The organism is Aeromonas sp. BIGb0405 (genome assembly GCF_024807335.1).
Lineage (GTDB): Bacteria > Pseudomonadota > Gammaproteobacteria > Enterobacterales > Aeromonadaceae > Aeromonas > Aeromonas rivuli.
Map to the genome: position 1 here is coordinate 262,545 of NZ_JANUEP010000004.1, position 13,369 is coordinate 275,913.

General features: G+C 62.3%; 11 protein-coding genes. All 11 read right to left on the reverse strand.

Annotated elements, in window-relative coordinates; translation table 11 throughout:
- Nucleotides 1–28 precede the first annotated feature (28 nt).
- On the reverse strand, nt 29–1,288 hold the full coding sequence (gene ftsA, locus M2366_RS12440; RefSeq protein ID WP_042041806.1) for a cell division protein FtsA: 1,260 nt from the start codon (nt 1,286–1,288) through the stop codon (nt 29–31).
- Complete coding sequence (locus tag M2366_RS12445) at nt 1,269–2,021, reverse strand: cell division protein FtsQ/DivIB (protein ID WP_224431925.1); 753 nt, start codon at nt 2,019–2,021, stop codon at nt 1,269–1,271. Before M2366_RS12445 ends, ftsA begins: the two co-directional genes overlap by 20 nt.
- 96 nt (nt 2,022–2,117) lie before the next feature.
- The gene (murC, locus tag M2366_RS12450) at nt 2,118–3,572 is read right to left on the reverse strand and encodes a UDP-N-acetylmuramate--L-alanine ligase (protein WP_259269870.1); all 1,455 of its coding nucleotides are present in this window, start codon (nt 3,570–3,572) and stop codon (nt 2,118–2,120) included.
- A 108-nt stretch (nt 3,573–3,680) separates the two neighbouring features.
- Nucleotides 3,681–4,775: an undecaprenyldiphospho-muramoylpentapeptide beta-N-acetylglucosaminyltransferase gene (murG, locus tag M2366_RS12455; protein WP_259236844.1), complete on the reverse strand. Its 1,095-nt coding sequence runs from the start codon at nt 4,773–4,775 to the stop codon at nt 3,681–3,683.
- Nucleotides 4,772–5,956: a cell division protein FtsW gene (gene ftsW / locus M2366_RS12460; protein ID WP_042041809.1), complete on the reverse strand. Its 1,185-nt coding sequence runs from the start codon at nt 5,954–5,956 to the stop codon at nt 4,772–4,774. Before ftsW ends, murG begins: the two co-directional genes overlap by 4 nt.
- 91 nt (nt 5,957–6,047) lie before the next feature.
- Complete coding sequence (gene murD / locus M2366_RS12465; RefSeq protein WP_259269871.1) at nt 6,048–7,331, reverse strand: UDP-N-acetylmuramoyl-L-alanine--D-glutamate ligase; 1,284 nt, start codon at nt 7,329–7,331, stop codon at nt 6,048–6,050.
- A gap of 2 nt (nt 7,332–7,333) precedes the next feature.
- Complete coding sequence (mraY, locus tag M2366_RS12470; protein ID WP_042041811.1) at nt 7,334–8,416, reverse strand: phospho-N-acetylmuramoyl-pentapeptide-transferase; 1,083 nt, start codon at nt 8,414–8,416, stop codon at nt 7,334–7,336.
- A complete protein-coding gene (gene murF, locus M2366_RS12475) occupies nt 8,410–9,765 on the reverse strand; it encodes a UDP-N-acetylmuramoyl-tripeptide--D-alanyl-D-alanine ligase (RefSeq protein ID WP_224431923.1) in 1,356 nt (451 codons plus the stop codon). The genes mraY and murF overlap by 7 nt, the downstream gene beginning before the upstream one ends.
- Before the next feature lie 67 nt (nt 9,766–9,832).
- The gene (gene murE, locus M2366_RS12480; RefSeq protein ID WP_259269872.1) at nt 9,833–11,326 is read right to left on the reverse strand and encodes a UDP-N-acetylmuramoyl-L-alanyl-D-glutamate--2,6-diaminopimelate ligase; all 1,494 of its coding nucleotides are present in this window, start codon (nt 11,324–11,326) and stop codon (nt 9,833–9,835) included.
- The gene (locus tag M2366_RS12485) at nt 11,310–13,055 is read right to left on the reverse strand and encodes a penicillin-binding transpeptidase domain-containing protein (protein ID WP_224431921.1); all 1,746 of its coding nucleotides are present in this window, start codon (nt 13,053–13,055) and stop codon (nt 11,310–11,312) included. The genes murE and M2366_RS12485 overlap by 17 nt, the downstream gene beginning before the upstream one ends.
- Nucleotides 13,052–13,366 carry a cell division protein FtsL gene (ftsL, locus tag M2366_RS12490; protein ID WP_042041817.1) on the reverse strand — a complete coding sequence of 105 codons (315 nt, stop codon included), beginning with the start codon at nt 13,364–13,366 and terminating at the stop codon, nt 13,052–13,054. The genes M2366_RS12485 and ftsL overlap by 4 nt, the downstream gene beginning before the upstream one ends.
- Nucleotides 13,367–13,369: the final 3 nt, after the last annotated feature.

Sequence of the window (13,369 nt, forward strand, 5' to 3'; positions counted from 1 at the left end):
CTTTATTTGCCTGACTCAGCAAAATCTTTTAGAACTCGCCACGCAACCAGTTGCTGACCCGTTTGACCAGCCCACCGACACTTGCCTTGGCGGTATAATCGTTGCTACTGCCTGTGGATTGATGGGTACGGCCGTATTGCAGCAACCCGACCGCGGTCGAGTAGACTGGCGCCTGCACGTAATCGCTCAATCCGCGCACATTCATGGGTTCCCCGACCCGGACCTGACACTGGAATACCTGCTCTGCGCACTCCACTATGCCTTCGATCTGGGCCGCACCACCGGTCAGTACCAAACCGGCGGCCAGCTGATGCTTGACCCCCTGCTGTTTCAATTCGCTTTGCACCTTCACCAGCTCGTCATTGATCATGGAGAGCAGCTCGGTGTAGCGCGGCTCTATCACCTCGGCCAGGGTCTGTCGTTGCAGACTGCGGGCCGGGCGTCCACCGACGCTGGGCACTTCAATATTGTCTTCTTTACTGACCAGGCGGCCCAGCGCGCAGCCGTAGCGCACCTTGATGGCCTCGGCGTCCAGCGGCGGTGTGCCGAAGGCGTAGGCGATATCGCTGGTGACAGTGCTGCCGGCATACGGGATCACCTTGGTGTGACGCAGGGCACCGCCGGTAAACAGCGACATGTCCATGGTGCCGCCACCGATGTCGACCACGCAGACACCCAGCTCTTTCTCGTCTTCGGTCAAGACGGCGTAGCTGGAGGCCAGGGCGGAGAAGATCAGCTGATCGACCCTCAACCCCACCTTTTCCACACACTTCTCGATGTTGCGAGCCATGTCGTTGTGGCAGGTGATCAGGTGCACCTTGGCGGCCATCCGTACCCCGGACAGACCGACCGGGTTCTTGATGCCCTCCTGGTAGTCGATGGCAAACTCCTGGGGCAGCACGTGCAGCACCCTCAGCTCATCGGACAGACGCACCGACTTGGCGGTGTGGATGACGTTGTCCACGTCCTCCTGAGTCACCTCCTCGTCGGAGATGGGCACCATGCCGGTCTCGTTGCGGCAATCAATGTGCTTGCCAGACAGACCCAGATAGACGGAGCTAATCTGGCAGTCGGCCATCATCTCGGCCTCTTCCACGGCTCGGCGCAGGGACTTGACCACGGAATCCAGATCGTTGACCCCGCCCTTGTCCATGCCGCGAGAGGTATGGCTGCCCATACCGATGACATTGAGTTCACCGTCCGGCAGCACTTCGCCCACCAGAACCGCCACCTTGGTGGTGCCGATATCCAGCCCGACAATCAGATTTCTATCTGCGGTTTTGGTCATGCGCTTTCTCTTCGTTCTTCTTCCAGCCAACCGCCATCCCGGTGTCGTATCGAAGGTCCACATAAGCCACTTGCTCACGGGGTTCGATGATCGGGAAGACATCGATAAATCTCTGTAGACGGAGCGCCATATCCGAGCGCCCCACAAACAGTTGAATATTGTTATCCAGCGTCAGTTCCCAGCCATAACGTGGGGTCAGATTGACCGCACTGAGCTTGTAACCACGCTCTGCCAGCTGCGCCTCAAAGTGGTGGCTGTTCTCCAGCACCTTGGCAGCCTGGTCATCAGGGCCGGACAGTTGCATCAAGGGGCTCTTCACCCGATTTGGTGCACTGAACAGCTCACCCTTGGCATTGATGAATCGGTCGCCATTCCAGCGGGCCGCCACCTTCTGCTCCGTGAGGTAGACCTTGATCTTGTCGGGCCACTTCTTGCGTACCGACACCTGGGCGACCCAGGGCAATGCCGTCAGACGTGTCTGCAGGGCATTCACATCCATCTCGAAGAAGTTGCGGGGCGCATCGCCATCCAGCACGGCACTGCGCAACTCCTCCGCCTTGATATATTGGTGTTGCCCCTGTACCAGCAAGGCACTGATGGGCAACCGGTTGGCATCTGTCAGCCAATCCTTTACGTCCAGCGCACTCTGGTAGAGCCCCGCCATCACCAGGAGGAAAAACGTCACTCCGATGATGAAGCCGCCCTTGGTGCGCCCTTGTGCCCTTGCCTCCACCCGTCATATCCCCGTAAAACGTGACCAGACCGCCGGCCGGGCCGGGTGCGCCATTATATAGGCCCCGGCTTGGCGGTCAAAATACTCATTAGGCCCTCAGGCGCCGGATTTCATGCTCTCTACGCTCAATTTCATCTCACCGAGACGTCGGGCCAGCGCCCCCACGTTGCCCGCCCCCTGGGTCAGCACCAAATCCCCCTCACCGATGAGATCTGCCAACACGGCCGGCACATCATCCGGCGTGGCGACAAAAACCGGCTCCAGGCTGCCACGGGAGCGAATGGAACGGCACAGGGCGCGGCCATCGGCGCCCGGGATCGCCTCTTCACCGGCGGCGTAAACCTCCAGCATCACCAAGACGTCCACCTTGGAGAGCACATCGGCAAAATCTTCATAGAGATCGCGGGTGCGGCTGTAGCGGTGCGGCTGGAACACCATCACCAGACGCTTCTCGGGCCAGCCGGCGCGCGCGGCGTTGATGGTGACCTTCACTTCGCTCGGGTGATGGCCATAGTCATCCACCAGCATGGCCTTGCCACGCCCGGTCTCGAATTCGCCATATTGCTGGAAGCGACGCCCCACACCCTCAAACTTGGCCAGGGCATTGATGATGGCCCCATCACTGACACCATCTTCGGTCGCGACCGCGATTGCGGCAGCGGCGTTGAGCGCGTTGTGCACACCCGGCAGGTTCAGAGTCACTTGCAACTCACCGGCATCTTTACGGCATACCCGGAAGCTGCTGCGATGGGTGGTTTGCACGAAGTCCAGCACCTGCACATCGGCATCATCGGACAGGCCGTAGGTCAGGGTCGGACGCGCTATCTCAGGCAGCATGCCACGGACCACGGGATCGTCAACACATACCACAGCCAAACCGTAAAAAGGCAGGTTATGGAGGAATTCGATGAAGGTGGCTTTCAACTTGGAAAAGTCACCGCCATAGGTGTCCATGTGGTCCGCTTCGATGTTGGTCACGATGGAAACCATGGGCTGCAGATGCAGGAAAGAGGCATCGCTCTCATCCGCTTCCGCTATCAGATAGCGGCTGCTGCCCAGTCGCGCATTGGTACCGGCACTGTTGAGCAGGCCACCGATGACGAAGGTGGGATCCCGGTCCGCCTCGGCATAGATACTGGCGACCAGACTGGTAGTCGTGGTCTTGCCGTGGGTGCCGGCGACGGCGATGCCATGGCGAAAACGCATCAGCTCGGCCAGCATCTCGGCGCGGCGCACCACGGGGATGCGCAGCTCCCGGGCGGCGAGCAGCTCGGGGTTGTCGGTATTGATGGCGGTGGAGACCACCACTACGCTGGCGCCATCCACATGCTCGGCACTGTGACCGACGAAGATCTGCGCCCCCAGGCTGGCAAGCCGCGCTGTCACGGCATTGCTGGCCAAGTCAGAGCCTGAGACCTGATAGCCTTCGTTGGCCAGCACCTCGGCAATGCCGCCCATGCCCGCACCACCTATTCCGATAAAGTGGATGCGACGCACGCGGCGCATTTCGGGGATCACAGTACGCAGTTTTGCCAGTTCAACCTTGTTCATAATTCTCTCTTGACTCTGCCGCCAGTCCCGCGCACTTATCTGCAACGCGCTCTGCGGCCTCAATACATTGAGGGGTAAGACTGCATGGCTTGGCCTGTGCAATCTTGATCAGCATGCTTTCTCACTCTGCCCGGTGGCGAGCCGCTTGCACTCATCGGCAACCCGTTCTGCCGCATCGATAATGGCGACGCGCCGCGCCGCCTTGGCCATGTTCAACAAGATCTCCCTGCGCCCGGCCAGCCAGCTGAGGCGGGCCGCCAGGGTGGTTGGGCTCAGTTCCGCCTGGGGCAGGAATTCGGCGGCGCCACCATCGACCAGGGTCAGGGCATTGCGGGTCTGGTGATCGTCCACCGCATGGGGCAGCGGCACGAAGATGGCCGCCACACCGGCGGCAGCCACTTCGGAGACGGTCAGGGCCCCCGCGCGACACACTACGAGATCGGCCCAGGCATAGGCATCGGCCATCTCCTTGATAAAGTCGCTCACCTCCGCATCCTGCCCCAGGGCGGCATAGGCATTGGCCACGGCCTCCCTGTTTCCTTTGCCGGTCTGGTGGCGCACCTCGATGGGCACTCCCGCGGCGGCAACCGCGGCGGGGACCTGTTCATTCAGCACCCGGGCACCCAGACTGCCGCCAATGATGAGCAGGCGCAGAGGGGCGGGCTGAGTGCTGATGCGGCTGGCCGGTTCCGGCAGCGCCACCACTTCCGGGCGGACCGGATTACCGACCACTGCGGTGCGGTTGCTGGGAGCAAACGCGCCGGGGAAGGCCATCAGCACTCGCTTGGCGAGGCGCGCCAGCAACTTGTTGGTCATGCCGGCGGCAGCATTCTGTTCGTGCAGCAACAAGGGGATGCCGGACAACCAGGCCGCCACGCCACCTGGACCCGAGGCGAAGCCCCCCATGCCGAGCACCACATCAGGCTTGATCTCTTTCAGTACCTGACGCGCCTGCAGTATGGATTTGACGATGCGGTAAGGGGCGACCAGCAAGCGCTTGATGCCATTGCCACGCACCCCCTGAATGTCGATGAAGGAGATGGGGTAGCCATGGGCTGGCACCAACTCGGCTTCCATGCGATCCGCCGTGCCGAGCCAATGTATGGTCCAGCCTTGTGCCTTGAGCCTGTCAGCCACCGCCAAGCCGGGGAACACATGGCCCCCGGTACCACCGGCCATCACCAACAACGTCTTGCTACTCACGCAACCTCCCGCACGCGCGCCTGGGCACTGGCCTGGCGCAATTCGAAATCGATCCGGATCAACATGCTCACCGCGACCGTCATGATGATGAGACTGGAGCCACCATAGCTGACCAGTGGCAGGGTCAACCCCTTGGTCGGCATCATGCCGCTGGCGGCACCCACGTTGACGAAGGTCTGGAAACTGAACCAGATGCCGATACCGATGGCGAGATAGCCCTCATAGAGCTTGTCTGCCACCAGGGCCTGATGGCCCAGCTTGAGCGCCTTGTATGCCAGGGCGAAAATCAGGAAGAGGGCGCCGAGCACCCCGAGATAGCCGAGCTCTTCACCCAGGATGGCGAACACGAAGTCGGTGTGGGCCTCCGGCAGGTACTCCATCTTCTGGATGGAGTTGCCGAGCCCTTCCCCAAGCCAGCTGCCGCGGCCGAACGCCATCAGGGACTGGGTCAGCTGATAGCCACTGCCGAAGGGGTCGGCCCAGGGGTCGAGGAAGGAGGTCACCCGCCGCATCCGATAAGGCTCGGCGATGATCAGGGTCACCACGGCGCTCACCCCCACCAGAATGAGGGCGATGAACTGACCCATGCGGGCCCCCGCCAGGAACAGCATCCCCAACGAGGTGACAAACATCACCACCACGGAGCCCAGATCCGGCTGGGCCAGCAGCAGCACGGCCACCAGGAAGAGCACCGCCATCGGCTTCATGAAGCCGATGAGCCGCTCGCGCACCTCGTTCTGGCGGCGTACCAGGTAGCCCGCCAGATAGACAAAGAGCGCCAGCTTGCCAAATTCGGCCGGTTGCAGGTTGAAGGGCCCCAGGGGCAACCAACGCACCGAGCCGTTGACGCTCCGTCCCACCAGTAGCACCAGCACCAGCATCAGGATGGCGAGCAGCAGCATGGGGCCGTTGTATTGCTGCCAGCGGGCCATGGGCACCTGCAAAACAAACCAGGAGATACCGAGCGCCATCACCAGGAAGAGGCCGTGGCGTTTGACAAACATGAAGGGGTCATTGGCCAGCGCAATCCCTTCCGGGATGGAGGCCGAGGCCACTATGACCAGCCCCACCGTCATCAGCGAGAAGCCCAGCACCACCAGCTGGCGATCGTAGAGCGCACCGGGCCGGGCGGGCAGCAGGATCCGTTGCAGGAAAGCCAGGGTCGCGCGCAGGGCGTTCATAGGGCCATCACCCGTTCAGCGGTAAGGCGATCACCGCGAACGTCGAAGGATGTGAAGAGGTTAAGCCCGTCCAGGCTGGCAAGGGGCGCGTTCATAGCATCAGTACCAGTTCGGTGAAGCGATCGCCCCGTGCTTCGAAGGATTTGAACTGATCCAGACTGGCGCAGGCAGGGGCAAGCAGCACCCAGTCGCCGGGTCTGGCGTCGGCTGCGGCCTTGGCGACGGCGGCCTCGAGGGAGTCAACCCGCTCAGTCTGCTCGCCCAGCGCCAGCAAGGTGTCGGCATCCTGACCAAAGCAGTACATCTTGTCTATCTGGCTGCCGAGCAGCGCTTGCACAGGGCCAAAATCCTGGCCCTTGCCCTGGCCGCCAGCCAACAGCAGCAGGCGCCCCTTGACCGATTCCCGCACCCCAGCCACGGCGGCCAGGGTGGCCCCCACGTTGGTGGCCTTGGAGTCATTGATCCAGCGAACCCCCGCCACCTCGCGCACGAAGCGGGCACGGTGGGGCAGTCCTTCGAAGCGGCGCAGCACGGCAAGCTGTGGCTCGCGGGGAATGCCGACGGCGTCGCACAGGGCCATGGCGGCAAGGGCGTTGGCCTGGTTGTGGGCACCGACGATCTTCATCTCGTCCACCGCGATGAGCGGCTCACCATGCAGACTCAGCCACAGGCGCCCCTCGCAGAGGGTTCGGCCATAACTCTTGTCGTCCAGGCCAAAACTTTGCCAGAGCTCGCCCACGTCGGGCAGGGTCAGGGCATCGTCCCGATTGACCAGAATATGTTGGGAATGCTGATGGATCTCTTGCTTGGCGGCGCGGTAATCGGCCATGCCCAGGTAGCGATCCATGTGATCCTCAGAGAGGTTCAGCACCACTGAGGCGACGGCGCGCAGGCTGTGGGTGGTCTCGAGCTGGAAGCTGGAGAGCTCCAGCACGCAGAGATCCATCGGCTGCTTGAGCAACGTCAGCGCAGGGGTGCCGATGTTGCCACCGACGCCCACCTTGAGGCCCGCCTCGGCGATCATCTCGCCGACCAGGGTGGTGACCGTGCTCTTGCCGTTGGAGCCGGTGATGGCAATGACGGGGGTGTGGGTCTCGCGCACGAACAGCTCGATGTCGCCGACAATGTCCACGCCCCGCTCGGCGGCAGCCCTGAGTTCGGGGGTCGCCAGGGCGATACCGGGACTGGCCACGATCAGATGGGCCTGGGTGAGCAAGGCTTCATCCAGTCCCTCAATGAGTTCAACCCCGGCCGGGAGCTGATCCTGACCAGGGGGATTGCGACGGGTATCCATCACCAGGGGGGTCACACCACGGCCGAGGAAATAATCGACACAAGAGAGACCGGTTTTCCCCAGACCTATGATGATGACCATGATTAACGCACCTTCAGGGTGGCAAGACCCAGCAGCACCAGCATCAGGGTGATGATCCAGAAGCGCACGATGACGCGCGGCTCGGGCCAGCCCTTCTTCTCGTAGTGGTGATGGATGGGCGCCATGCGGAAGATGCGTACCCCGCGCAGCTTGTAGGACCCAACCTGCAGGATAACGGAGACGGTCTCCATCACGAAGACGCCCCCCATGATCACCAGCAGGAACTCCTGGCGTACCAGCACGGCTATGGTGCCAAGGGCACCGCCCAGAGCCAGTGAGCCCACATCCCCCATGAAGACCTGAGCGGGATAGGTATTGAACCAGAGGAAGCCCAGGCCCGCCCCTATGATGGCGGTGCACACAATCACCAGCTCGGAGGTATAGGGCACATAAGGAATATGCAGGTAGCTGGCAAAATTGACATTACCGGTCGCCCAGGCAATCAGGGCGAAGCCTCCTGCCACCATCACGGTCGGCATGATGGCCAGACCATCCAGACCATCGGTCAGATTGACCGCGTTGGAGGTACCGACGATGACGAAGTAGGTCAGCAGGATGAACATCAGCCCGAGCTGCGGCATCACATCCTTGAGGAAAGGCACCACCAGCTGAGTCTGACCATCATGGGTGGCCGTGGTGTAGAGGAAGACGGCGACGATCAGTGCCACCGCGGATTGCCAGAAATATTTCCAGCGGGCGATCAGGCCATCGGTATTCTTGCGCACCACCTTGCGATAGTCATCGACGAAACCGATGGCACCGTAGGCGGCCAGCACGAACAGCACCAGCCAGACATAGGGGTTGTCGAGGCGACACCAGAGCAGCACAGAGACGAAGATGGCCGCCAGTATCATCAGGCCGCCCATGGTCGGGGTACCCGCCTTGCTGAAATGAGACTCAGGGCCGTCCTGGCGGATCACCTGGCCAAATTTCATGATCTGCAGGCGACGGATCAGCCGTGGTCCCAACCAGAGTGCCACTCCGAGCGCCGTGAGGATAGACAGGATGGCGCGCAGCGTCAGATAGGAGAAGACGTTGAAGAAGGTGAAGTGCGGGGTGAGTAATTCCGCCAGCCAGACTAGCATGAGGCTTGCTCCTGATGGTCGGCGACCATGTTGACGATCTCTTCCATGCGCGAACCCCGCGCCCCTTTCACCAGAATCGAGATGGTTTGTTCTGTGTTTATCATCTGTGCCAGCGCGTCATACAGGGACGCCTTGTTATCAAAATGTCGACCACCTGCGGCATCCGCGGTGTGGCGGCTCTGTTCACCGACCGTCAGCACGGCGTCGAGGCCGCGCTCCCGGGCGTGGCGTCCCACCCGTGCATGTTGCGCGGCAGACTCCTCACCCAATTCCTTCATGTCACCAAACACCAGCACCTTGTAACCGCCCATGGCGGTCAGGGCATCGATGCCTGCCAGCACGGACTCCACGCTGGCGTTGTAAGTGTCATCGATCAGGGTGAGACCACCCCAGCGCCGTACACAGAAGCGCCCCTTGACCGGTGCCATCTGCTCCAGCCCCGCCTTGACCGAGGCAAGCGACGCCCCCAGTGCCAGGCAGCCCGCGGCGGCGGCCAGGGCGTTGGCCACGTTGTGGCGACCCGGGATGGCCAGGGTCAGGTTTACTTCCCCTTGCGGGGTCACCAGCACGCACTCGGCGCAGCCCTGCCCGTTGAGTACGATGTTGCGGGCATGGAACGGCTGGCTCTGATCTTCGATAGAGAAGGCACAACGGATCCCTTTCGCCTGCCACTTGGGCCAGAACTCGTTGTCGGCGTTGACGATGGCAGTTCCCTGCTCACTCAGTCCTTCGAAGATCTCGCTCTTGGCGTGGAACACCCCTTCCAGAGAGCCGAAGCCTTCCAGATGGGCGGCGGCCACATTGTTGATGAGGGCGGCATCGGGCCGGGCCAGGGAGGTGGTCCAGGCAATCTCCCCCGGGTGGTTGGCGCCCAGCTCCATCACCGCAAACTGATGGTGCGGTTCGAGACGCAGCAGGGTGAGCGGCACGCCCACCTCGTTGTTGAAGTTACCCGCGGTGGCCAATACCTCACCTTCGTGACGCAATATGGCGGTCGCCATCTCCTTCACCGTGGTCTTGCCACAGCTGCCGGTGATCGCCAGCACCTTGGGATTGACGCGTTCCCGCACCAGTCGACCGAGCAGACCCAGCCCCTTGAGGCTGTCCGTCACGATCAGCTGGGGAATGGCCAGGGGCAGCTCGCGCTCCACCAGCAAGGCGCTGGCGCCTGCCGCCATGGCTTGCTCACAAAAATCGTGGGCGTCGAAACGCTCACCGCGCAGGGCAACGAAGAGTGCGCCCGGACCCAGGGTACGGGTATCCGTGCTGATCGCTGTGATCGCTGCATCCTCGCCCAGCAAGCGGGCATCGAGAACCAGGGCCAGTTCGGCAAGCCTGAGGGTCATCATCTGAATGACTCCAATATTGTGTCCAAGGCGGCCGCGACGGTCTCCCGGTCGGAAAGCCTGAGGGCCATCATCTGAATGACTCCATTAATGTGTCCAAGGCGGCCGCGACGGTCTCCCGATCGCTGTAGTGCCGCTTGTCGGTACCAATGATCTGATAATCCTCGTGCCCCTTACCGGCCACCAGGATGATGTCTTCTTTGCTCGCCTGCGCTAACGCGTATTCGATGGCCTTGACCCTGTCGTGCTCTATGGTCACGGCGTCAGGATCGGCAAGACCCGCCACCATGTCAGCCATGATGCGGGCCGGCGATTCGGTACGGGGGTTGTCATCGGTCAGGATCACGCAGTCCGCATGTTGCTCTGCCACCGCAGCCATCATGGGGCGCTTGCCACTGTCCCTGTCTCCGCCACAGCCGACGATGCACCAGAGCCGACCCTCGCAGTGTACCTGCAGGGCCTGCAATGCCTTCTCCAGTGCATCCGGTGTGTGGGCATAATCGACCACGGCGAGCGGCACCTGACCACCGCCAAAGCACTCCATGCGGCCCGTCACCCCCTGCAAGCGGGGAGCGGTCACGAGCAGTTGCTCAAACTCATGACCGAGTACCAGCATGACCCCCATGGCGGCCAGCACATTGCTGACGTTGAAGCGGCCGAGCAAGGGGGCGGATAATACACCATTCCCCCAGCTGGAGTTAATGGCAGAACTGAATCCCTGCTGATGAAATTGGGGATCCTGCGCCGTCAACTGTCGCCCTGGATGGTTTTCAATCGGACCATGGGTGCCGAAGGCCACCGCCTGGGGATGGAGAGCCAGCCATTGGCACCCGAGCGGATCATCATGATTGATGACCGCATGGGGCGCGTCGACCTGCTTGAGCAGCAGCGCCTTGGCTTCGCCGTAGGCCGCCATGGTGCCGTGATAGTCGAGATGATCCCGGCTCAGGTTGGTGAACACGGTGGCGGCGAAGTGCAGCTCGGCCACCCTGTGCTGCACCAGGCCATGGCTGGAGACCTCCATGGCAACCAGACTGGCGCCTTTGTCCCGCAAGGCGGCCAGATTGGCCTGCACCTCTAGAGCGCTGCCCGTGGTGTTGGCGGCTTCAATCAGCTCGCCAAACAGACCATTGCCTATGGTGCCCATGACGGCGGCCTTGCCACCCTGTTCACCGACCAGCAGGCTATGCCAGTTGGCGACCAGCAAGGCGGTGGTGCTCTTGCCATTGGTGCCGGTGATACCAATCAAGTCCAGCGCCGCCGCAGGCTCCCCGAAGAAACGCCCGGCCAGACCCGACAGCCTGGCGGGCAGATCGCCAAGGCCGATGCAGGGCACATCGAGCGCTGGCGGTACGAATGTCCCATCTTCCTCAAACAGCACGGCGCTCGCCCCCTGGGCCACCGCCTGTTCGATGAACTCTCTGCCGTCGACCTGATGCCCCTTGAGCGCCACGAACAGACAGCCGGGGCCGACCCGTCGGCTATCGAGCTGCATGTCGGTCAGCGGGAGCGCCTGGGCCTCAATGCCAAGGGGGCGCACGAGTGCATCAAGTGTGAGGGACAACGGCGGCCTCCATCTGGGCGAGCGAGGGGGGCGGCGCATTGGGCACCGCATCGGGACGAATGTTGTAGAGCTGGAGTACGCCGCCCATGGCCTCAGCGAAGGGCGGGGTGGCAACGGCGCCGCCGTAATAGGCACTGCCCTTGGGCTCGTTGATCACCACCACCATGACGAAGCGAGGATCGCTGGCTGGCGCAAAGCCGGCGAACCAGCCCATGTAGTCCTTGCCATAGCCACCGGCGACCGCCACCTTGGCGGTGCCACTCTTGCCACCGATGCGGTAGCCGGGCACCTTGGCCTTGGGAATGGCATTGTCGACCACGAACTCCAGCGCCTGCATCATGGCCTTGGCGTTGTTGTGGTCGATGACCTGCTCTCCCCTGGGCGCCTTGTCCAGCTTGATGGTGGAGATGGGCACCCGCTTGCCCTGATTGGCCAGGGTGGCGTATGCGGAGGCCAGCTGCAGCGGTGTCACCCGCAGGCCGTAGCCGAACGACAGGGTGGCGCGCTCGATATCGGACCAGCGCCGACGCTGGGGCAGCATCCCAAGGCTCTCACCGATCAGGCCGCTGCCGGTGTCATTGCCAAGCCCGAACAGGCTGAGGGTGTTGATCATCTCCTGAGCCGGCATGCGCAAGGCGATCCGTGACATGCCGATGTTGGAGGAGTAACGCAGTATGTCGAACAGGTTGTTGGCACTGTGGATGCTGACATCCCTGATCTGCTTGGCGCCAATATAGAGCGGGCCACCCGGGATATGATCCTTCCAGCTCGTCACCCCGGCCTGCAAGGCACTCAACAATATCAACGGCTTGATGGTGGAGCCCGGCTCATAGGTATCTGTCACTACCCGGTTGCGCACCCGGAAACTCTGATACTGACCGCGGTTATTCGGGTTGTAGGAGGGGGTGTTGACCATGGCCAGCACCTCCCCTGTCTTGACGTCCAGCATGACCAGGGAGCCGGAGGTCGCCTTGTTCTCATCGGTGGCGCGCTTGAGGGCGCGGTAGGCCAGCGCCTGTACCCGCTGATCGATGCTCAAGGCCAGGTTGTTGGCATTCTTGCCCTCTTTCACCACCCCGAGCCGCTCTATGACCCGACCCTGACGATCCTTGCGCACCCGCTGTTCCCCAGGGGTTGCCGTCAGCCACTGGTCGTAACTGCGCTCTATGCCTTCGATGCCGTGGCCATCGATGTTGGTCACCCCGACCAGATGAGAGCTGATCTCCCCAGTGGGGTAGAAACGGCGGGATTCCGGGCGCAGGAAGACCCCCCCCAGCTTGAGGCCCTTGATGTATTCGGCCACCGCAGGGGTCACCTGGCGCTGCAAGTAAACGAAGCGTTTCTTGGGGTTGGCGGTACGGCGCTTGAGCACATCGATATCGACCTTCAGCACGGCGGAGAGCGCCAGCCAGGCCCGCTCGTTATGGATGGAGCCGGATTCGTGCACCGTCTTGGGATCGGCCCAGACCGCCTCAACCGGCACGGAGACGGCCAGCTGTTCGCCGTTCCGATCCGTGATCATGCCGCGCACAGCCTGGGTCGAGGTGGTACGCAAAGAGCGCAGGTCCCCCTCCTGACGCAACCTGTCCGGGTTGATCACCTGGATCCAGGCCAGACGCAAGATAAGCCCGATAAACGCGACCCCGATGAAGAACACCAGGGTGCGAAAGCGCCACGGATAGAGTGACGGGGCTTTGGCCTGCGCCTTGGCGGGCGTCTTGCGTTTCATGGTTGGTTGATTACCTTCTCGGTGGTCACCAGGGGGCGAGCCATCTGTAACTTGTCCATGGCCAGCGCTGCCACACGGGAGTGCTCGGCCAGGGTCCCCTGCTCCAGCAGCAGGTGACGCCATTCGATATTGAGCCTGTCTTCCTCGGCCATGAGATCGTTCTGGGTCGACGTCATGACCCGCGTCATGTTGGTCACCAGGATCACCGCAAAGGAGGTCACCAGCACGGCAACCGCCAGCGCGAGCTGCAGCTTGTGGCGCCAAAGGTCCTGGATTATCTCCTTGCCGAGGTGAACGCGGGGCTCGCTCATGAG

Bases quoted from the DNA above. Each gene is read 5' to 3' on its own strand.
- ftsA (WP_042041806.1), bottom strand. From the start codon at position 1,288: ATGACCAAAACCGCAGATAGAAATCTGATTGTCGGGCTGGATATCGGC.
- murC (WP_259269870.1), bottom strand. From the start codon at position 3,572: ATGAACAAGGTTGAACTGGCAAAACTGCGTACTGTGATCCCCGAAATG.
- ftsW (WP_042041809.1), bottom strand. From the start codon at position 5,956: ATGAACGCCCTGCGCGCGACCCTGGCTTTCCTGCAACGGATCCTGCTG.
- murD (WP_259269871.1), bottom strand. From the start codon at position 7,331: ATGGTCATCATCATAGGTCTGGGGAAAACCGGTCTCTCTTGTGTCGAT.
- mraY (WP_042041811.1), bottom strand. From the start codon at position 8,416: ATGCTAGTCTGGCTGGCGGAATTACTCACCCCGCACTTCACCTTCTTC.
- murF (WP_224431923.1), bottom strand. From the start codon at position 9,765: ATGATGACCCTCAGGCTTGCCGAACTGGCCCTGGTTCTCGATGCCCGC.
- M2366_RS12485 (WP_224431921.1), bottom strand. From the start codon at position 13,055: ATGAAACGCAAGACGCCCGCCAAGGCGCAGGCCAAAGCCCCGTCACTC.
- ftsL (WP_042041817.1), bottom strand. From the start codon at position 13,366: ATGAGCGAGCCCCGCGTTCACCTCGGCAAGGAGATAATCCAGGACCTT.